The sequence below is a fragment of the Burkholderia sp. AU30198 genome (assembly GCF_020419825.1).
GTDB lineage: Bacteria > Pseudomonadota > Gammaproteobacteria > Burkholderiales > Burkholderiaceae > Burkholderia.
Genome location: NZ_JAIZSA010000001.1, coordinates 739,906 through 759,151 on the forward strand (window position 1 = coordinate 739,906; position 19,246 = coordinate 759,151).

Below are 19,246 nucleotides of genomic sequence, written 5' to 3' on the forward strand. Positions count from 1 at the left end.
AACTGACAGTGTTTGACGTCGCGCGCACGAACGCGACGCAGTGGCGCCGTTGCTGGCCACCGTCGAACCATGCGCGATGGCCGGCCGCGCGTCGGGCCGGCCATCCGGTCAGGTGGTTACTGCGCCGCCCGCATCCGCGCGGCGACCACCAGCGAGATCAGGCAGCCCACCGCGAGATAACCGGCGACGAGGTGCCACGAACCGCCGGCCACGCTGACGAGGCCGACCGCGATGAACGGCGTGAACCCGCCGCCGACCACGCTCGCGAACTGGTAGCCGACGCCCGCGCCGCTATAGCGGTATTCGGCGCCGAACAGTTCGGTGAACAGCGGCTGCTGGACGCTCACGACCATGTCGTGCGCGGCGTTCGCGAGCAGGATCGAGAAGATCACGATCCATGCGATCGACCGCGCCTCGAGCGCGAGGAAGAACGGCACCGCCGACGCGACGCCGATCAGCGCGCCGATCAGGTAGATGCGGCGCAGGCCGTAACGGTCGGCCAGCCACGCGAAGCACGGGATCGTCACGCAGCTCACCGCGCCGACCAGCAGGCCGATGTTCAGGAACAGGTCGCGCGACATGCCGAGATTCGTCGTCGAGTAGCTGAGCGCGAACGCGGTGACGATATACATCGTGAACAGTTCGGCGAGGCGCAGCGCGATGATCAGCAGGAATGCCTTCGGATGGCGCGTGAGCGCTTCGAGCACCGGCAGGCGCAGCTTGCGGTTGCCGTGTTCGACCTTGTCGACGAACTCCTGCGATTCGTCCATGTTCTTGCGTACCCACAGCCCGATCAGCACGAGCACGATGCTGAACACGAACGGCAGGCGCCAGCCCCACGACTTGAACGCGGCCTCGCCGAGCGTGTGGCTCAGGATCGACACGATGCCCGTGGCCAGCACGAGGCCGACGCCGTAGCCGACCTGCACGCCGCTGCTATAGAACGCCTTCTTTTGCTTCGGCGCGCTTTCGACGGCCATCAACGCTGCGCCGCCCCATTCGCCGCCGACCGCGAAACCCTGGATCGCGCGCATCAGCACCAGCAGCACGGGCGCCCACCAGCCGATCGTCGAGAACGCGGGCAGCAAGCCGATCGCGACCGTCGACAGCCCCATCAGCATCACGGTCAGCACCAGCATCCGCTTGCGCCCGAGCCGGTCGCCGTAGTGGCCGAACACAATGCCGCCGAGCGGCCGGAACAGAAAACCGACGCCGAAGGTCGCGAACGCCGCGAGCGTGCCCATCGTCGGGCTGACTTTCGGGAAGAATTCGGAATTGAATACCAGCGCGGCGACGATCCCGTACAGCAGGAAGTCATACCAGTCGACCACGGCGCCGACGAAGCTGCCGATTGCGGCCTTGCGGGCCTGGCTGCGTATGCGGGCACTGGCGGTGGCGTCGAGGGTGTCGAAGGTTGGGGTCATGGCGGTGTCTCCTGGCACGGCGCATCGAGGAATCGTGGCGGTGCCGCGTCCGATGCTGCATTGAAGTCGATGGGTGAACGGAGAATAGGGCGCGCGCCGCACGGCGGCAATTGGCCAATCGGACAAAATGCGCGATTATCGTTCAAGTCCGTGCGATTATCGAACGCTTTCCGGGTTTGCACTAGGCGGGGTGACGATATCCCGTTTGGCCGGGGTGTGCCACCGTGAACGAACTGGTTAAAATCTGCAGCATTGATAATTCGCCCGTTCGGGGCGGATGCGCGGCGGCCACCCTGGCCGCGCATGCCGCACGCTACGGGCGCCATCCCCATCGACGCATGCCCCCGGAGACTGGAATGCCCGGCATTTCCCACCCCCTGTCCAGCGATACGCCGCCCGTTCACGATCCGGCTGCCAATCCGCTCGGGATGGCCGGCCTCGAATTCGTCGAATTCGCGGCGCCCGTGCCGGAAGCACTCGCGCAGCGCTTCGAGCAACTCGGGTTCAAGGCGATCGCGCGACATGTCAGCAAGAACGTCACGCTGTACCGGCAAGGGCAGATGCATTTCCTGATCAACGCCGAACCCGATTCGTTCGCCGCGCGCTATGCGGAGGAATACGGGATGGGGGTCTGTGCGATCGGGCTGCGCGTGGCCAGCGCCCGGCGCGCGTTCGAGCGGGCGATCGAGCTCGGCGCGTGGGCGTTCGAGGGCGAGAAGGTCGGGGTCGGCGAGCTGAAGATTCCGGCGATCCAGGGCATCGGCGATTCGCACCTCTATTTCGTCGACCGCTGGCGCGGGCGCGACGGCCAGCGTGGCGGCGTCGGCGACATCTCGATCTTCGACATCGATTTCCGGCCGATCGACATCGCGACCGCGCATACCGATCTAGACTGCGTGGGCGTCGGGCTGCAGCAGGTCGATCATTTCACGCAGACTGTCGGCGCGGGGCGCATGCAGGAGTGGCTGGATTTCTACCACGACCTGCTGCATTTTCGCGAGATCCACGAAATCGACGCGCACTGGCATGTGTCGGAGGAATCGCGTGTGATGGTGTCGCCGTGCGGCGCGGTGCGGATTCCGGTCTACGAGGAAGGCACGCGGCGCACCGAGCTGATGCACGCGTATCTGCCCGACCATCCGGGCGAGGGCGTGCAGCATGTCGCGCTCGCCACCGACGACATCCTGTCCTGCGTCGATGCGCTGCGTGCGAACGGCGTCGAATTCATCGAGCCGCCGGCCCGCTATTACGACGACATTGACGCGCGGCTGCCGGGGCACGGCGTCGATCTGGACGCGCTGCGCCGCCGCGCGGTGCTGGTCGACGGCGAGATCGGCAGCGACGGTGTGCCGCGCCTGTTTTTCCAGACCTTCGTCAAGCGCTGGCCCGGCGAAATCTTCTTCGAAATCGTGCAGCGCAAGGGGCACCACGGGTTCGGGGAAGGGAATCTCGCGGCACTCGCCCGCGCGCGCGACGCCGGCTGAGCGGCCGCGGCGCCCGCATCGGGCGCCACACGCGATACTTGACGCTTCACGCGCCGACGGCCGGCACGCGGTTCGGCGCGGGGTCGTTCGGCTCGCGCAGCACGCACGCGGTGCCACCCGGCGTGTACATCGACACGACACAGCGATTGCACGACGTGCAGCCCGACTGCGCGAGCCGGCCGTCACGCAGCCCGTTGACGAAACCCGGCTCGAACACGAGCGCACGAGCGAGCGCCACCGCGTCGAAGCCTTCGCGCATCGCCAGCTCGACGTTCCCGCGCGAACGCACGCCGCCGAGGTAAGCGAGCGGCATCCTGACGGCCGCGCGCACTTTCCTCGAATGCTCGAGGAAATACATCTCGCGAAACGCGCCCATCTTCGGCTCGGTGAGCTTCTGCAACGCCATCGCGGCACGCACGATCGCGTTGTCGGCATTGGCGCGCGCGTCGCCGGGCAACGGGCTGCCGAACAGCTGCCACACCGATTCGACGTTCATTCCGCCGCTAAGCACGAGCAGATGCGCGCCTTCGGCTTCGAGCCGCCGCGCGATTTCGCATGCGTCGTCGGCCGTTCCGCCGCCGCGCACGCCTTCGGTCACGCCGATCTTGCAGACGACGGCGAGGTCGCGGCCCACCGCATCGAGCACGCGGCGCAGCACCTCGGCCGGGAAGGCGGCACGCCGTGCCGCGTCCCCGCCGTACGCATCGCGGCGACGGTTGTACAGCGGCGACAGGAACTGGCTGAGCAGATAGCCGTGCCCCATGTGGATCTCGACCGCATCGAAGCCGGCGTCGCGCGCATGGCGTGCCGCCTGCGCGAATTCGTCGGCGATCGTCGACATCTGCTCGCGCGTCATCGCCTGCTTCAGAAAGCGGCCGCTCATCACGCCGACCTTGTTGAAGCCGCCCGATGCGCTCAATGGCCGTGCGGTCGACAGCGACGGCAGGAACGTGAAGCAGCCGCCGTGCGTGATCTGCGCGGATGCGGCCGCGCCGTGGCGATGGACGGCGTCGGTCAGCGCGCGGAACTGGCGGACCGTCGGCACGTCGAGCCGCGCCTGGTCGACGAACGTGCGGCCGTCGTCGCTGATCGCGCAGTACGCGACGGTCGTGAGCGCCGCGCCACCTTCGGCAATGCGTTCGTGAAAGCGGACGAGCGCGCGCGACGGCACGCCGTTCGGCGTCATGCCCTCGTTGGTGGCGGACTTGATCAGGCGGTTGTGCAGCGTCAGCGGGCCGATCTGCAGCGGGCTGAACGCGGTCGTGAGGTCGGCGGATTCCATGAGGGGGCGGGCGTCGGGAATGGGCACGGCGACCATTGTGCGGCGATGGCACAGGCGCGCATCGTCCGGGTGGACGAGCCGGGTGGTCGTGATGGCAAGCCGGTGTGCCGACGGTCGCTCCAGGCGGGCCGGCCTCACGCCCCGGGAGCTTCGTTCGTCATCCGACATGATGCGATGCCGGCTGCTTCCGTTCCGGCATCGCGGCGGGTGTGTCAGTTCCGTCCGGAGGAGCCGTCGAATCAGCGCATTGACGCGCCGTATCCGGCTCTCGATCCCGGCCGATGCGCCAGCGCAACCCGTACTGGACGGGATCTCGATCGCGGCGGATGTGTCAGTCCGGCCCCGATGATCTGTCGAGTCAGCGCATTGAGTCGCCGCATCCGGCTCTCGAGCCTGGCCGACGCGCCAGCGCAACCCGTACTGGACGGGATCTCGATCGCGGCGGACGTGTCAGTCCGGCCCGGATGATCTGTCGAGTCAGTGCATTGAATCGCCGTATCCGGCTCTCGAACCCGGCCGATGAGCCAGCGCAACCTGTAACGGGCGTGATCTCGAATCAGTGCAGCGAATGCCACCCGACGCTCAAGCCCGCCCCAAACCCGACCGCACCCCGTCGATCCATCACGCGGGATCGCTTACCCCGAGCTTGCGAACCTGCCGGCGCATGCCATCGAAGATCGCGTCTGCCACGTCCGCCGGAAAATCCGCCGGGATCTGCGCGGCGGCTTCGGCGATCGCGGGTTCCGTGCGCGCGGCGACGGCCGCCATCGCAGTGCGTACGTCGTCTTCGGTCAGGCCGACGCGCCGGCCCTGCGCGATCCAGTGGCGCGGCTGGATTTCGCCGATCACGTAGTGCCGGTTCTTCCCGCACACGGCCATCGCGAGCCGTGCGCGGCGCGGCGGAAGCTGGTTGCGGCGCGTGCCGAGGATCGGATGCGCGGACAGCACGTCGTACAGCGGCGTGCTGCGGTACGTGTTGCCGGGCAGGTGCGCGATGCTGAAGTTCTTCGCGTGCCCGTCGATCGCCGCCAGTACCCAGAACACGAGCTGCGCGACGAAGAAATTCATCCGGTCGTGCGCGGCGTCGGCCGAATTCGCGAGGATGCCCATGATCGTCTCGATGCCGGGACCGCCGTCGGATTCGTATTTCGCGCCCGATGGCGTGCCGGTCGCCTGGCACATGTCCTCCTGCGGCAACCGCAGGATCCACGTGCGGTCGCGCGAAGCTCGCCGGTCGAAGCGCTCGACGATCAGCGCCTTCTGGTCGTCGAACCGGCCGATCTCGCACGGCGCGACCGGCAACCCGTACGCGGCGACGAGCCTGGAGCACAGCCATTCGTTTTCGACGGACGTTCGCATGTCGGCCTGCATGTTCCCGACGCGCCCGAGCGGCAGCTTGAAGATGTGCGTCGTCGGCGTGCTGCCCGATGGCCGCAGCCAGCGGTTTCCCTGACGCAGCAGCGCGGTCTTTTCCTGCGCGCCGGCAATCGACAGACGCAGGTCGCCCTCCGGCTCCGCACGGCCGGGCAGCGGCGCGGCGGTCGCGTGGCGCAGCACGTCGGCGACCGCCGCGTCGTCGAGCGTCACACCGTCGATCGCCTCGAGATCGACGGGCGTTTCGCCGGGCGGCAGCATCTGGATCGCGCCGACGCAATCGCGGCCGATCGACGCGAGCAGTTCGAACGGCGCCGTCGATCGGAGCCGGTAACGCTGCGCAATGCGACGGCGGATCGGCTCGCTGTCCGGCAGCAGGTTGTCGAAGTAATCGGCGACGATCGCGCCCTGGTGCGGCTGGTTGCCGGGCGTGAAGGGCAGCGACAGTGACAGCGGCCGTCCCTGTGGATCGTCGAGCCAGGCCGGCAGGTAGACGAGACGCTCGACGCCGCGCCGGATTTCCCAGTAGCCGACCGGAATGCCGTTCATCCACAGGTCGAGCCGGTCGTGACGGGTACGCGTGGCCATCGTCACCAGTCCTCCCGCTTCGATACCCGTGGCTTGCCGGGGGTTGCGGTCGCGGGCCGCTTGCGTGTGGCGTCGGTTGCGGGTTTGGCTGGACTTTTGGCGGGTGTGGTGCCGCGCGCCGCATCCGGCTTGCGTTTGCTCGCAGCCGGTTTGCGAACCGCCGGCGCGGCATCGGGGGCGGGAACAGGATCGGCCGATGCCGCCGGCCCATCCTGCTTGCCCAGCGCGAGCGTCATGTGAACGCCGAGCGTGTTCAGCACTTTGAAGAGCCGCTCGATGCTGACCGCCGACGGGTTGGCCTCGAGCTGCGCGTAGGATTGCTGCGTGACGCCCAGGCGGGCGGCCAATTGCGCCTGCGTGAGGCCCGCGGCTTTCCGGAAGCCGACGAGTATCGGGCGCAGCTGGGTCAGGGTCTGGACAGGAAAGGCCATCGGGCGCTCCGCGGGATGACAGGCGATCGTTTGTAATCGGGAAATACAGTCTATGGCATGTATCGTCAAAATACAAACCCGAGACTGTATCCAACAAAAACAAACAATAGCCTGTTAAGCGGAACACCCGCCGGCCATCCCGCGTCAACGCCTCACGCCGCCCGCAGCGGGTTCGCGGGTGCGCTCCGTGCGCTTTCCGGATCGTCGTCGCCGAGCGGAATGAACGCCATGATCTCCAGGTCGTGCCCCGACAGCGCGGGCAGCCGGAACGGGCTCGACAGCACGTTCAGCCGCCGCACGCCGAGCTCGCGCAGGATCTGCGAGCCGATCCCCGTCACGCGTCCGTCGCGGCGGGCAGGGCCGGCCGGCATCCGCATCGCGTCGCCGCGCATGTCGCAGTCGAGCAGCACCGCCACCCCGCACCCGGCCGCGTCGATCCGTTGCAGCGCGGCATGCAGCGGCCACGAATGCGCGGACGGCTCCGCATCGAGCAGGTCGAGCAGCGAATGGCATTCGTGCACGCGCGTCAGCACGGGCGTTGAAGGATCGGGCTCGCCGCGCACGAGCGCGAGATGCGGCGCGCCGTACACGGTGTCGCGATACTCGATCGCGCGGAACCGTCCCCACGGCGTATGCAGCGGCCGCTCGCCGACGCGTTCGACGAGCGATTCGTGCTCGCGGCGGTAGTGGATCAGGTCGGCGATCGTGCCGATCTTCAGCCCGTGATGCGCGGCGAACGCCTTCAGCTCGGGCAGCCGCGCCATCGTGCCGTCGTCGTTCATCACCTCGCAGATCACCGATGCGGGCGTGAGCCCGGCGAGCGCCGCGAGATCGCAGCCGGCCTCGGTATGCCCCGCGCGCACGAGCACGCCGCCCGGGCGCGCGGCGATCGGGAACACGTGGCCGGGCTGCACGAGATCGTCCGGGCGGGCACCCGCCCGCACCGCCGCGCGGATCGTATGTGCGCGATCGGCTGCCGAAATGCCGGTCGTCACGCCTTCGGCCGCCTCGATGCTGACGGTGAACGCGGTGCCGAACGGCGTGCCGTTGCGATCGGCCATCGGCGGCAGCCTCAGTTGCTCGCAGCGTTCGGCGGTCAGCGTCAGGCAGATCAGCCCGCGCCCGAAGCGCGCCATGAAATTGATCGCGTCGGGCGTCACGTGATCAGCCGCGATCACGAGATCGCCTTCGTTCTCGCGATCCTCTTCATCGACGAGCAGGACCATCCGGCCCGCACGCAGTTCATCGACGATCTCCAGCGTACTGGCGAGTGTCATGGCGCCTCCGTCGCGCCGAACGCGCGGCGCAGCGCGTCGGCGCCGAAGGTCAGCGCGCGGTCGGCCGCATCGACGGCGCCGAGCATGCTGGCGAAACCGTGAAGCTGGCCCGGCCAGCGCACCAGCGTCACCGGCGTGCCGGCCTGTGCGAGCCGCAACCCATACGCTTCGGCCTCGTCGCGCAGCGGATCGAATTCGGCGCTCACGATCGTCGCCGGTGCCGCGCCCGCGACGTCCGGCGCGGCGAGCGGGCTTGCCAGCGGCGACGCGCGATCGGCGCCGTCGTCGAAATAGTGCTGCTTGAACCAGCGCATCATGTCCGCCGTCAGGAAATAGCCGGTGCCGAGCGTTTCGTACGACGGATGCTCGGTCGCACAATCGACGACCGGATACAGCAACAACTGGTGCGCGATCGCGATGCCCGAACCGCGCAACTGTAGCGCGGCGACCGCCGCAAGATTGCCGCCGGCGCTGTCGCCGGCGACCGCCACCGCGCCGGCACGCGCGCCGAGATCGCGCGCACTGGCGGCGGCCCAGCGCACGGCGTCGCAGGCGTCGTGCGCGGCGGCCGGGAAGCGCGCCTCGGGCGCGAGCCGGTAGTCGACCGACAACACGAGCGTGCGCGCACGGGCCGCGAGGCTGCGGCACAGGTTCGCGTGCGAATCGATGCCGCACGACACGAAGCCGCCGCCGTGGAAAAACACGGTCAGCGGCAACGGCCCGTCGGCAGCGGGCCGGTACAGCCGTGCGGACAACTGACGATCCGATGCGGGAATCTGCCAGTCCTCTTCGGCGGCGACGGTATCGCCCGGCGCGAACGCGCCGCCGGCGGCAAGACTCGCGCGATACGCGGGAACGGTGAGCTGCGCGAAATCGATCGCGGGTGCCTGGGCGAACGCGGCGAGCAGCGCCTGCGCCTGTGGGTCGAGCGGCATGGGGACTCCTGTCTGAATCGGATGCGGTTTGAATCAGGTAAACCCGTGTCGCGGTTTTCCCTGAGTCCGCGCCGGACGCTTGCCGGCACGGCCTGACGGGCATTCCAGCGCAGCGGGCAGGGCGCCACATCATCCGATCGGACGATGGTTGGTTCGCCCGGATGGCCAATTCTCACCATTCAGTGAATCTCCCGATGACGCCGGAATTTAGACGCGTCTTAATCATGGCGACGCGGTTGGGTCGCGTCGGAAACATGTCGTATGGAGGATGGAGCGTGCTGATGGAGACGAGATGGGCTCCGCAAGAGAGCCAGGCAACCAGTGACGAGGCCGACATCGGCGTCGCGGATTTCAGCGAGCTGATGGCGCGCATCTACCAGGGGCCGCTGGAAACGCCGCCGTGGGCCGGTGCGCTCGAACTGGTCCGTCGCTGGCTGCAGGCGAACTACGTGACGCTGATCCTGCGGGCGGCCGCGAGCGACCGTCGCGCGCCGCTGTCCGTGCACGCGTCGGAATTCGGCCCGGTCGTCCCGGGCGACGGCGAGGCGTCGTACAACAACTACTACTATTCGCTCGACCCGTTCGTCGGCCTGCCGGCCGATCGCGTGGTCACGGTCGACGAGGTATTCGGCGACACGGGCTGGCTGTCGAGCGAGCTGTACAAGCAATTCCTGAAGCCGCAGGACGTGCGCTATATCCTCGGCGCCGACCTGCGCACGTCGTCGGGCGTCGAGTGCCGCTTCCGCGTGTGCCGCAACCATGCGTCGAAGCAGTTTTCCGCGCGCGACAAGGCGATCTGCGCGCTGCTGCTGCCGCACCTGAAGCGCGCGGTCGAGTTGCATTCGCGGCTCGACACGGCCGAGGTCGAACGCTCGATCTATGCGAACGCGATCAACCGGATGCAGATCGGCACGATCACGCTCGACGAGAACGGCACGATCATCGACCTGAACAGCGTCGCCGACGAGATCCTCAAGCAGAACAACGGTCTGACGATTGCACGCGGCACGATCGAGGCGGCCGACGCGCAGGAGAACCGCACGCTGAAGCGGCTGATCCGCCACGCGGTGATGGGACACCACGGCACGGCCGCGGCGACCGTCGAGGCGATGCCGATCACGCGCAGCTTCGACAAGCCGCGCCTCGGGCTGCTGGTGCGCACGGTGCTGCTGTCCGACTGGTCGGAGGACAACAAGCGGCGGCCGGCCGTCACGCTGTTCCTGCGCGACCCCGACCGCAAGCCGCAGGGTGCGCAGGAAATCATCCGCAAGCTGTTCGACCTGACCCCCGCCGAGACGTCGCTCGCGCTGTTGCTGACGAACGGGCTGACGCTCGAGGAGGCAGCGGAGGAATCGGGGATCAGCAAGAACACGGCGCGCACGCACCTGCGCGCGATCTTCTCGAAGACGGGCGTCACGCGCCAGGCGACGCTCGTGCGGATTCTGCTCGGAAGCGTCGTGCCGCTCGGGTAAGTGACAGCCGACGCCGATCCATCGGCACCGGCCGCATTCGTCTGGCGATACATCGACGTGGGTCGACGCGTCGCGTGCCGGACGATGGCGGCAACGTCACGCAAAAGAGGCTCGCAACATGCGAGCCTCTTCTTCATTCAGCGCCGCAGATAACGGCTAGCCTGCCGCCCGCGATGCATGGCGTTGACCCCAGCGTTCACGAGCCGCGCGTCGACCGATCCGCCCATGCCGACAGCGCCGGCCACTGCGCACAGCCGCGCCGGATGAAACCGGCGCCCGTGCGGATCACGAGCGCACCGATCGCGAGCGCGGCCAGATCGTCGAGACGACCGAAGCCGACCAGTGCCGCGCTCATCGCGAGCGCCGCCAACAGCGACGACAGCGCATCGGTCCGGACATGCCAGCCGCTCGCCTCGAGCAGCGCGGAGCCCGTCTCGCGCGCCTTGCGCAGCATCCAGTGCGACAGCGCGGTCTTGCCGGCAAGCGTGACGGCGACGAGCGCGAGCGTCGTCGCGCCCGGCTGCACGACGGGCGGCGTGGCAAACCGGTTCGTCGCGTGCCAGATCATCTGCGCGCCGGTCGCAACGAGCATCGCACCGAGGCCCGCGAGCGCAAGCGGTTCGTAGGTCGGGCGCCGCTCCGGCGGCAGGCGCGCGTCGAGCCGGCACGCGACGAGGATCAGCGCGTCGGCCGCGAGATCGATGGCCGCATGCGCGACGTCCGCGAGCAGGCCCGACGAATGCGCGGACCATGCCGCGACCGTCTCGACGGCGAGCAGCAACAGGTTGATCGCGAGGCTGACGGCGAGGGCGCGGGACGTGGCCGCATAAACGTGGGGCGTGGCGCGCGACGTGCGCTGCATGGCGGATTCGTCTGTCGATAGCGTGGGTCAGACCCGAACGCTACCGGTCGACGGTGGCAGATCGGTGACACCGCGGAATCGCCGAATCCGCACGGGATGCGCACGCGAGCGTCCGGGCCACCCACCAGCAGGGTGACGCCCTCGAAAATGACCGGCCCCAGCGTTTCCAGGGAAACCGGCACCGCGGACCTCATCGTCCGCGGCCAGTTCCGTTCGCCCGAAGCGCCGATGCTTCCGCGCGTGTTTCAGCTCAAAGCGTCTCGATCGCCAGCGCGATACCCTGGCCGCCGCCGATGCACAGCGTGACGACGCCGCGCTTGATGCCGTCGCGCCGCATCGAATGGATCAGGCGCGTCGTCAGCACCGCACCGGTCGCGCCGATCGCATGACCGTGCGCGATCGCGCCGCCTTCGACGTTGATGCGTTCCTCGGCGATGCCGAGCTGGCCCGCCACCGCGATCGGCACGACCGCGAACGCTTCGTTGATCTCGAAACGCTCGACGTCGGCCAGCGCCCAGCCCGCACGCTCCAGCGCGATCTTCACGGCCGGAACCGGGCCGAGCCCGAACATGCCGGGTTCGACGGCGGCCACACCGAATGCAACCAGCCGGGCGCTCGGCGCGATGCCGTGCGCGTCGGCGAACGCGCGATCCGCAACCAGCATCGCCGCTGCGCCGCTGTTCAGGCCGGGTGCATTGCCCGCGGTAATCGTGCCGTCCGGGCGAAATGCGGGCTTCAGTTTCGCGAGCGCTTCGAGCGTCGTGTCGGGGCGCGGCGTCTCGTCGCGCGCAAACGCGACGCGCGCCTTGCGCTGCAGGACCTCGACCGGCACGAGTTCGGCGTCGAACCTGCCCTCCGCCAGCGCGGTGGAAAAACGCTGCTGCGAGCGGAGCGCCCAGCGATCCTGGCGGTCGCGCGAGATGTCGAGCTGGCTCGCGAGATCCTCGGTGTGCCAACCCGAGTGCTGGTCGGAAAACGCATCGACGAGGCCGTCGCGCAGCATGCTGTCGCGGATCGGCGCGTCGCCCATCCGGTAACCCCAGCGCGCACCGTCGAGCAGGTACGGCGCACGCTCCATGCTTTCCATGCCGCCGGCGATCGCCGCGTTCGCGTAACCCAGCAGGATCTCCTGTGCAGCATTGACGACCGCCTGCGCGCCGGAGCCGCAGACGCGGTTGACCGTCAGCGCCGGTACCTTGACCGGCAGGCCGGCGCCGATGGCGGCCTGCCGCGCCGGGTTCATCTTGTTGCCGGCCTGGATCACGTTGCCCAGCACGACCGTGTCGATCGCCGCGCCGTCGAGGCCGCTGCGCCGCAAGGTTTCGCGCACGGCGATTGCGCCGAGCTCGGTGGCCGGGGTGTCCTTCAGGGCCCCGTTGAACGTGCCGATCGGCGTCCGGACGGGATGGCAGATGACGACTTCGCGTGGTTTCATGATGCGTTCCTGGATCGCGTTGCAAGCTGCGCGGACGAGTCGGTTGCGAACGGGGCACGCCGCGCGATTCGCGTCGCCGGTTCGATTGCGCCGTGCCGCACGGAGGACCGCCGACAGCGCGCAACGCGGCCGCCCCGGATGCCCGGATCGCGCGCCGCTACGTGAAGGAAAGGTATCTATGCATATGCATACTGTCAACGGGGGCTTTGCATCCGGGATTGAGGGACAGGGCGTATGGGGCGGGTGGAATAGCGCATTCGCCCGTTGCTACCGCTCGACGGCGGCGGACCAATAACACGCGCAGGACACCGCCCAGCCGCCCGGCCAGTCAGCGCTGCACGTCTGCCGACGGCAGCAGCGCGGCGAAGCGATCCGCGAGCGTCGGGCGCGACCGCGCGGGCCAGATCGCGCTGAGTTCGAACAGCGGCAGCGCGCCGCCGTCGCGGATGGTGCTGTAGGCGACGCCTTCGAACGAGAACGTGTGGATCGAATGCGGCAGCAGCGACACGCCGCATCCGGCGGCGACGCACGAGATCACGGTGAGCGTGCGGTTCACGTCGAGCACGATGTCGACCGGGTGCCCGGCCTGCCGGAATGCACTCAGGATACCCGCGCGGATCAGCGGCAACTGGTCGTGCGGAAACCACACGAGGCCGGTGCCGGCGAGATCCTGCAGCGTGACCGTGCCGTCGGGCTGGCGCCGGAACTCCTTCGGCAGCACGGCGACGAGCGGGTCGCGCCGGATCAGCTGCTCGCGCATCCGGCCGTTGACCGCGACCGGCGTATGCAGCAGGCCGATGTCGATCTCGCCGCGCTCGAGCGCGATCGCCTGCTCGGCATTGCTCATCTCGCGCATCACGAGTTCGACGTCGGGTGCGCTTTCGCGCAGTGCGCGAATCGCGCGCGGCAGCGTGTCGAACAGCGCGGCGCTGACGAACCCGATCGTCAGGCGCCCGGCGCGCTGCGCGCCGATTTCGCCGGCCCGGTGCGCGGCCGCGTCGAGGCGCGCGAGGCTCAGGCGCAGGTCGTCGACCATCGCGAGGCCGGCCGCGGTCAGCGTGGCGCCGCGCCGCGAACGGTCGAACAGCCGGACGCCCAGCTCCTTCTCCATCCGGTTCAGGGCCTGGCTGAGCGCCGGCTGCGCGATGCCGAGCTCGCTGGCCGCGCGCGTGAAGCTGCCCGTATCGACGATCGCAAGGAAGTAGCGAACGTGCCTGATTTCCATAAGCTCGCGTTATGAATAATTATTCAAAACATGGTAGCGAATTATCCCCACGCTTCATAGGATGCTTATCGGGCCACAACATCCGGCGCTTCACGACGGAACGACCACACGAGGAGACCTGCATTGAACTGGACCCGCGAGCTATCGACGACCGAACGGCGCACGTTGCGCGGCTGCTTTGCCGGCTGGGCACTCGACGGGCTCGACACGCAGATGTTCAGTCTCGTGATCCCCGTGTTGCTCACGACCTGGGGCATCGGCAAGGGGCAGGCGGGCCTGATCGGCGGCGCGACGCTCGTGTCGGGCGCGCTCGGCGGGCTGCTGGCCGGCATGATCGCCGACCGCTACGGCCGCGTGCGCGCGCTGCAGATCACCGTGTGCTGGTTCTCGCTGTTCACGTTCCTGAGTGCGTTCGCGCAGAACTTCGAACAGTTGCTGGTGCTGAAGGCGCTGCAGGGGCTCGGGTTCGGCGGCGAGTGGACGGCCGGCGCGGTGCTGCTCGCCGAAACGGTCCGCGCGCGTCATCGCGGCAAGGCGATGGGCATCGTGCAGAGCGCATGGGGCTTCGGCTGGGGCGGCGCCGTGCTGCTGTACATGCTGGTGTTCGCATGGCTGCCGGCCGAATGGGCGTGGCGCGTGCTGTTCGCGATCGGTGCGTTGCCCGCGCTGCTGGTGCTGTACATCCGCCGCGCGATTCCGGAGCCGCCGCGCGCGACGCCGGTCGACGCGTCGGCGCAGGCAACGGCGGGCGGCGACGAAGGGCCGACGATCGGCATCTTCGACCGGTCCGTGGTGCGCGCGACGGTGGTCGGCGGGCTGATCGGCGTCGGCGCGCACGGCGGCTATCACGCGATCACGATCTGGCTGCCGACCTACCTGAAGACCGAGCGGCACCTGTCGGTGCTCGGCACCGGCGCGTATCTCGCGGTCGTGATCGTTGCGTTCATCTGCGGTTGCTTCCTCAGCGCATACCTGCAGGACCGGATCGGCCGCCGCCGCAACGTGATGCTGTTCGCCGCGTGCTGCGCGGTGATGGTGAACCTGTACGTGTTCCTGCCGCTGAACGATGTCGCGATGCTGCTGCTCGGTTTTCCGCTCGGCCTGTTCTCGGCCGGCATCCCGGCGACGCTCGGCACGCTCTTCAACGAGCTTTACCCGCGCAACGTGCGCGGCCGCGGCGTCGGTTTTTGCTACAACTTCGGCCGCATCGCGTCGGCCGGTTTCCCGGTGCTGGTCGGGCGGATGGGCGAGTCGCTGCCGCTCGGCACAGCACTCGGCATCGACGCGGATATCGCGTACGGGCTGGTCGTGATCGCGGTGTGGTTCCTGCCCGAAACGCGCAGCCAGCGGCTGTCCGGTGCGGCGCCGGGCGGCGATTCGGATGCCGAAAGCCAGCCGCGCGCCGAGGCGTCGCTGTAGGGCTCGCCGCCTCCGTCATCGAATCGCCCGGCGCAGCGGCCGGGCGCCACTTGCAGACTCGTCATGGATTGCCTCGTGAATCACCTCGCCGAACAGGTTCCGGCTGCGTCGTCAGTGGACGCGTGGTACGCAGGGAGCCCCGCCGTGGCCGCCGTCGATGCGCATGCGCACGTGTTCGCGCGCGGCCTGCCGCTTGCGCCCGTGTTCCGGCATGCGCCCGACTACGACGCGTCGCTCGACGCGTACGTTGCGCACCTCGCTGCGCATGGGATCACGCACGCGGTGCTGGTGCAGCCGAGCTTCCTCGGCACCGACAACACGTATTTCGTCGACGTGCTGCGCCGTTACCCGCAGCGCTTTCGCGGCGTCGCGATGGTCGATCCGGCGATTTCGGACAGCGATCTCGACGCGCTCGACCGGGCAGGCGTGGTCGGGATGCGGCTGAACCTCGTCGGGCTGCCGATCCCGGACTTCGGCGCACCCGACTGGCGCGCGCTGTTCGCCCGCATCAACGCGCTCGGCTGGCATGTCGAGATCCATCGCGGCATCGAGGATCTGCATGCGATCACCGCGCCGCTGCTCGCGCAGTCGTGCACGCTGGTGATCGACCATTTCGGCCGCCCGTCGCCCGCGCTCGGCGAGCGCGCGCCCAGCTTCCGCCGCCTGCTGTTGCTCGCGGATACCGGCCGCGTCTGGGTCAAGCTGTCGGCCTCGTATCGCAACAGCGTGGCCGGCGACGGCGCGATCGATGCGTTCGGTGCCGCGCGGGCGCTGCGCACCGCGTTCACGGCCGAGCGGCTGGTGTGGGGCAGCGACTGGCCGCACACGCAGCACCGCGAGCGCGTCGACTTCGATACCGCGTATGCGGCGCTCGCGCGCTGGCTGCCCGACCCCGGCGAGCGCATGCGCGTGCTGCGCGATGCGCCGAGAACCCTGTTTCGTTTCGACCAATGAGGCTCCGCATGTCTGATCACACCGCACTTCGTCGCGCCGGGTTCCGGCGCAGCATCGCCGCCCGCCAGGGGCTGCTCGTCGCCGGCACGTTCAATGCGCTCAGCGCCCGGGTCGCAGCCGATCTCGGCTTCGGCGCGCTGTACCTGAGTGGCGCCGGCGTCACCAACATGTCGCTCGGCCTGCCCGATCTCGGCTTCGTCGGGCTCGGCGAGCTGGCCGACCATACCGCACGCGTGCGCGATACGGTCGAGCTGCCGCTGATGGTCGATGCCGATACGGGGTTCGGCAATGCGCTGAACGTGCTGCACACGGTGCGCACGCTCGAACGCAGTGGCGCCGACGCGATCCAGCTCGAGGATCAGGTGCTGCCGAAGAAATGCGGCCATTTCGCGGGCAAGGAAGTGATTCCGGCCGGCGAGATGGTGGGCAAGCTGAAGGCGGCCGTCGACGCGCGCGTGGATCCGAACCTGCTGATCGTCGCGCGCACCGATGCGGCCGCCGTCCACGGCATCGACGACGCGATCGAGCGCGCGCACCGCTATGCGGAAGCGGGCGCCGACGTGCTGTTCATCGAGGCGATGGACACGCCGGAGGATGTCGAACGTCTGCCGGCGCTGTTCGACACGCCGCAGCTCATCAACATCGTGATCGGCGGCAAGACGCCGACGCGTTCGCGCGACGAGCTGGCGCGCCTCGGCTACGGCGTGGTGCTGTACGCGAACGCGGCGCTGCAGGGCGCGGTGCGCGGGATGCAGGCCGCGCTGACCGTGCTGCGCGATACGGGCCGGCTCGACGAGGATCCCGCGCTCGTCGCGCCGTTCGCCGAACGGCAGCGGCTCGTCGACAAGGCGCGCTTCGACGCGCTCGATGCCCGCTACGGGGCCGATCGCGCATAAGCGCGCCGGCACACGGGCGGCAACAACGGTCGCCCGGTACCCATGCCAGGACAGCACAGGAGACAACCCGTGGCAATTTCCCCTAGCGGAGCGGCCGGCGAGCCGCCGCGCATCGGTTCGATCGTCGGCGGCCTGGCCGGCAACCTGATCGAGTGGTACGACTTTCTCGCGTACAGCATCTTCTCGATCTACTTTGCGCCGGCGTTCTTTCCGGCCGACCGACCGACCGTGCAGCTGATGAACACCGCGGCGATCGCGGCGGTCGGGTACGTCGCGCGGCCGGCGGGGAGCTGGCTCGTCGGCCTCTATGCGGACCGGCGCGGGCGCAAGGCCGCACTGACGAAATCGGTGCTCGCGATGTGCGCGGGATCGATGCTGATCGCCGTCACGCCCGGCTACGCGACGATCGGCGTGCTCGCACCGGCGCTGCTCGTCGCCGCGCGGCTGCTGCAGGGGCTCAGCATGGGCGGCGAATACGGCACCAGCGCGACCTACCTGAGCGAGATCGCGCCGCCGGACCGGCGCGGCTTCTACGTCGGCTTCCTGCAGGTGAGCGTGGTCGCCGGCCAGCTCGTCGCACTCGGCCTGATGCTTGCGATGCAGCGCATCTTCGCCGGCACGCACGACCTCGAACGCTGGGGCTGGCGGATTCCGTTCTTCGTCGGCGGCGTGCTCGCGCTGTTCGCGCTCTACATGCGCCGCAACGTCGTCGAGAGCGACGCGTTCATCGCCAGCCGGGCGCGCGCGGCGAAGACGCGCATGACGGCCGACCTCGCGGCCCACTGGCGCGAACTGCTGCTCGCGATCGGCATCACGGTCGGCGGCACCGTTGCGTTCTACACGTACACGGTCTACATGCAGAAGTACCTCGTCAATTCGGTCGGGCTGCACAAGGAAACGGCGACCTGGATCTGTACCGCCGCGCTGCTGCTGTACATGCCGCTGCAGCCGCTGTTCGGCCTCGTGTCGGATCGCGTCGGCCGCCGGCCGGTGCTGCTGTGGTTCGGGATCGGCGGTACGCTGCTGTCCGTGCCGATCTTCACGGCGCTCGGGCACGTGCACGAGCCGCTCGCCGCGTTCGCGCTGGTGTTCGCCGGGCTGGTCGTGCTGAGCGGCTTCACGTCGGTGCACATGCTGGTCAAGGCCGAGCTGTTTCCGCCGCAAATCCGCGCGCTGGCGGTCGGGCTGCCTTATGCGCTGACGACGGCGATCCTCGGCGGCACGACCGAATTCGTCGCGCTGCGGCTGAAGGCGAGCGGCAACGAGACGATGTTCTTCTGGTACGTCGCCGCGTGCGCGGCGATTTCGCTGCTCGTGTACTGGCGGATGCCGGAAACGCACCCGGCGAAGCGCGAACGCGCGTCACGGGCGGCAGTCGCCGCACCGGCCTCGCGCTGAACCGGTGCCGGCGCGCTACTGCGTCCGTTGCGCCACGAGTGATGCGGCGGGTGTCAGCGGGTGGGCCGTGTCCGTTTCCTGCGTGTCGTCAGGCCATGACGCGGCGCACTGCATCCCGGGCGGCGGTGCCGGCAAGCCGCCGGGCATGACGGCTTCGTTGCCGTCGCGGCCGCAGCCGGGCAACCACCCGGACACGCCGAGGCTCCAGATCAGGGTCGCAAAGAGGCGCATCGTCACGCTCCGCTACCGGGGCAGCGATAGACGCTGCCGGTCAGCGTGACGCCGGTCTGCCGCAGGTAGCCGCCTTCACTGCCGTCGAAACTGCCGCTCTGCACGCCGCGTTGCGTGAGCAGCACCACGACGTTGCCGCCGAGCGCGGCCGCACGGTTCTTCAGGTCGTTGCGCGCGCCGGTCTCGAGCGTCGAGTCCGGAATGAAACCGCCGATCAGGAAGTTGCCCTGGCTGCCCGTCACGTCGCCGAGGTGACGGCAGGTGCCGCCGGGGTCGCGCATGACGATGCGCACGTCGCGGCCGGCGGCGGAAGGCTCGAGTGGCGCGCACGCCGCCAGCGCGGCAGGAAGGAACAGCAGCCAGGCAGGTCTCATGTTTCCGCCGTATCGAATGCGCGTGATCGCGCGACAGCGCCACTTTAGTGACGCTGCCGCGTCCGCACATCGGGCGAAGGTCTTGTGCTCGGGCCGGAAAGGATGCGACCAAAGTCGCAGGCGGTGCGTATCGCCCAGGCAGGTGCGTGACGCGGGAAGGTGAGGCGAGGCGGGGAGCGGGGCGT

Annotated in this window: 17 protein-coding genes; 6 read left to right on the forward strand and 11 right to left on the reverse strand. The window is 68.9% G+C overall.

The genetic code is table 11. From position 1 onward, the window contains the following. Window positions 1-116: 116 nt before the first annotated feature. A complete protein-coding gene (gene shiA, locus LGN19_RS03235; RefSeq protein WP_122947013.1) occupies window positions 117-1,424 on the reverse strand; it encodes a shikimate transporter in 1,308 nt (435 codons plus the stop codon). 356 nt (window positions 1,425-1,780) lie between these two features. On the opposite strand from shiA, the gene LGN19_RS03240 reads away from it, so the two are divergent. Further along, entirely contained in the window at window positions 1,781-2,908 is a 1,128-nt protein-coding gene (locus LGN19_RS03240; protein ID WP_226213207.1) for a 4-hydroxyphenylpyruvate dioxygenase family protein, read from the forward strand. 46 nt (window positions 2,909-2,954) lie between these two features. Here LGN19_RS03240 and LGN19_RS03245 read toward each other — a convergent pair whose 3' ends face one another. From LGN19_RS03245 to LGN19_RS03265, 5 genes are all read right to left on the reverse strand, one after another. Beyond that, window positions 2,955-4,190, reverse strand: a complete 1,236-nt coding sequence (locus LGN19_RS03245; protein WP_226213208.1) for an NADH:flavin oxidoreductase — start codon at window positions 4,188-4,190, stop codon at window positions 2,955-2,957. Window positions 4,191-4,811: 621 nt separating this feature from the next. Next, window positions 4,812-6,152, reverse strand: a complete 1,341-nt coding sequence (locus LGN19_RS03250) for a type II toxin-antitoxin system HipA family toxin (RefSeq protein ID WP_226213209.1) — start codon at window positions 6,150-6,152, stop codon at window positions 4,812-4,814. Window positions 6,153-6,154: 2 nt separating this feature from the next. Beyond that, entirely contained in the window at window positions 6,155-6,583 is a 429-nt protein-coding gene (locus LGN19_RS03255) for a helix-turn-helix domain-containing protein (RefSeq protein WP_226213210.1), read from the reverse strand. 152 nt (window positions 6,584-6,735) lie between these two features. Further along, complete coding sequence (gene ribBA, locus LGN19_RS03260) at window positions 6,736-7,860, reverse strand: bifunctional 3,4-dihydroxy-2-butanone-4-phosphate synthase/GTP cyclohydrolase II (RefSeq protein ID WP_226213211.1); 1,125 nt, start codon at window positions 7,858-7,860, stop codon at window positions 6,736-6,738. Then, window positions 7,857-8,795, reverse strand: coding sequence for an alpha/beta hydrolase (locus tag LGN19_RS03265; RefSeq protein WP_226213212.1), 939 nt, complete (start codon window positions 8,793-8,795; stop codon window positions 7,857-7,859). Before LGN19_RS03265 ends, ribBA begins: the two co-directional genes overlap by 4 nt. A 281-nt stretch (window positions 8,796-9,076) precedes the next feature. Here LGN19_RS03265 and LGN19_RS03270 point away from each other — a divergent pair, with 281 nt between their 5' ends. Continuing rightward, window positions 9,077-10,267: a helix-turn-helix transcriptional regulator gene (locus LGN19_RS03270; protein WP_122947020.1), complete on the forward strand. Its 1,191-nt coding sequence runs from the start codon at window positions 9,077-9,079 to the stop codon at window positions 10,265-10,267. Between the two features lie 196 nt (window positions 10,268-10,463). Here the strand turns inward: LGN19_RS03270 and LGN19_RS03275 are convergent, their stop codons facing one another. The 3 genes from LGN19_RS03275 to LGN19_RS03285 form a co-directional block, all read right to left on the reverse strand. Then, complete coding sequence (locus tag LGN19_RS03275) at window positions 10,464-11,129, reverse strand: cation diffusion facilitator family transporter (RefSeq protein WP_226213213.1); 666 nt, start codon at window positions 11,127-11,129, stop codon at window positions 10,464-10,466. A 250-nt stretch (window positions 11,130-11,379) separates the two neighbouring features. After that, window positions 11,380-12,564, reverse strand: a complete 1,185-nt coding sequence (locus LGN19_RS03280; RefSeq protein ID WP_122947022.1) for a thiolase family protein — start codon at window positions 12,562-12,564, stop codon at window positions 11,380-11,382. 328 nt (window positions 12,565-12,892) lie between these two features. Next, window positions 12,893-13,789: a LysR family transcriptional regulator gene (locus tag LGN19_RS03285; RefSeq protein WP_226213214.1), complete on the reverse strand. Its 897-nt coding sequence runs from the start codon at window positions 13,787-13,789 to the stop codon at window positions 12,893-12,895. 123 nt (window positions 13,790-13,912) lie between these two features. On the opposite strand from LGN19_RS03285, the gene LGN19_RS03290 reads away from it, so the two are divergent. The 4 genes from LGN19_RS03290 (at window position 13,913) to LGN19_RS03305 (ending at window position 18,456) form a co-directional block, all read left to right on the forward strand. Further along, window positions 13,913-15,208, forward strand: coding sequence for an MFS transporter (locus LGN19_RS03290; protein WP_226213215.1), 1,296 nt, complete (start codon window positions 13,913-13,915; stop codon window positions 15,206-15,208). Between the two features lie 63 nt (window positions 15,209-15,271). Then, window positions 15,272-16,162 carry an amidohydrolase family protein gene (locus tag LGN19_RS03295; protein ID WP_226213216.1) on the forward strand — a complete coding sequence of 297 codons (891 nt, stop codon included), beginning with the start codon at window positions 15,272-15,274 and terminating at the stop codon, window positions 16,160-16,162. Window positions 16,163-16,170: 8 nt separating this feature from the next. Beyond that, window positions 16,171-17,058: an isocitrate lyase/PEP mutase family protein gene (locus LGN19_RS03300; RefSeq protein WP_175222081.1), complete on the forward strand. Its 888-nt coding sequence runs from the start codon at window positions 16,171-16,173 to the stop codon at window positions 17,056-17,058. A gap of 42 nt (window positions 17,059-17,100) precedes the next feature. Further along, window positions 17,101-18,456, forward strand: a complete 1,356-nt coding sequence (locus tag LGN19_RS03305) for an MFS transporter (RefSeq protein WP_264172901.1) — start codon at window positions 17,101-17,103, stop codon at window positions 18,454-18,456. 15 nt (window positions 18,457-18,471) lie between these two features. Here LGN19_RS03305 and LGN19_RS03310 read toward each other — a convergent pair whose 3' ends face one another. Beyond that, window positions 18,472-18,687: a hypothetical protein gene (locus tag LGN19_RS03310; RefSeq protein ID WP_226213217.1), complete on the reverse strand. Its 216-nt coding sequence runs from the start codon at window positions 18,685-18,687 to the stop codon at window positions 18,472-18,474. Window positions 18,688-18,689: 2 nt separating this feature from the next. Beyond that, window positions 18,690-19,061, reverse strand: coding sequence for a DUF4156 domain-containing protein (locus LGN19_RS03315; RefSeq protein WP_226213218.1), 372 nt, complete (start codon window positions 19,059-19,061; stop codon window positions 18,690-18,692). Window positions 19,062-19,246: the final 185 nt, after the last annotated feature.

Bases quoted from the DNA above. Each gene is read 5' to 3' on its own strand.
- shiA (WP_122947013.1), bottom strand. From the start codon at position 1,424: ATGACCCCAACCTTCGACACCCTCGACGCCACCGCCAGTGCCCGCATA.
- LGN19_RS03240 (WP_226213207.1), top strand. From the start codon at position 1,781: ATGCCCGGCATTTCCCACCCCCTGTCCAGCGATACGCCGCCCGTTCAC.
- LGN19_RS03245 (WP_226213208.1), bottom strand. From the start codon at position 4,190: ATGGAATCCGCCGACCTCACGACCGCGTTCAGCCCGCTGCAGATCGGC.
- LGN19_RS03250 (WP_226213209.1), bottom strand. From the start codon at position 6,152: ATGGCCACGCGTACCCGTCACGACCGGCTCGACCTGTGGATGAACGGC.
- LGN19_RS03255 (WP_226213210.1), bottom strand. From the start codon at position 6,583: ATGGCCTTTCCTGTCCAGACCCTGACCCAGCTGCGCCCGATACTCGTC.
- ribBA (WP_226213211.1), bottom strand. From the start codon at position 7,860: ATGACACTCGCCAGTACGCTGGAGATCGTCGATGAACTGCGTGCGGGC.
- LGN19_RS03265 (WP_226213212.1), bottom strand. From the start codon at position 8,795: ATGCCGCTCGACCCACAGGCGCAGGCGCTGCTCGCCGCGTTCGCCCAG.
- LGN19_RS03270 (WP_122947020.1), top strand. From the start codon at position 9,077: ATGGAGACGAGATGGGCTCCGCAAGAGAGCCAGGCAACCAGTGACGAG.
- LGN19_RS03275 (WP_226213213.1), bottom strand. From the start codon at position 11,129: ATGCAGCGCACGTCGCGCGCCACGCCCCACGTTTATGCGGCCACGTCC.
- LGN19_RS03280 (WP_122947022.1), bottom strand. From the start codon at position 12,564: ATGAAACCACGCGAAGTCGTCATCTGCCATCCCGTCCGGACGCCGATC.
- LGN19_RS03285 (WP_226213214.1), bottom strand. From the start codon at position 13,789: ATGGAAATCAGGCACGTTCGCTACTTCCTTGCGATCGTCGATACGGGC.
- LGN19_RS03295 (WP_226213216.1), top strand. From the start codon at position 15,272: ATGGATTGCCTCGTGAATCACCTCGCCGAACAGGTTCCGGCTGCGTCG.
- LGN19_RS03300 (WP_175222081.1), top strand. From the start codon at position 16,171: ATGTCTGATCACACCGCACTTCGTCGCGCCGGGTTCCGGCGCAGCATC.
- LGN19_RS03305 (WP_264172901.1), top strand. From the start codon at position 17,101: ATGCCAGGACAGCACAGGAGACAACCCGTGGCAATTTCCCCTAGCGGA.
- LGN19_RS03310 (WP_226213217.1), bottom strand. From the start codon at position 18,687: ATGCGCCTCTTTGCGACCCTGATCTGGAGCCTCGGCGTGTCCGGGTGG.
- LGN19_RS03315 (WP_226213218.1), bottom strand. From the start codon at position 19,061: ATGAGACCTGCCTGGCTGCTGTTCCTTCCTGCCGCGCTGGCGGCGTGC.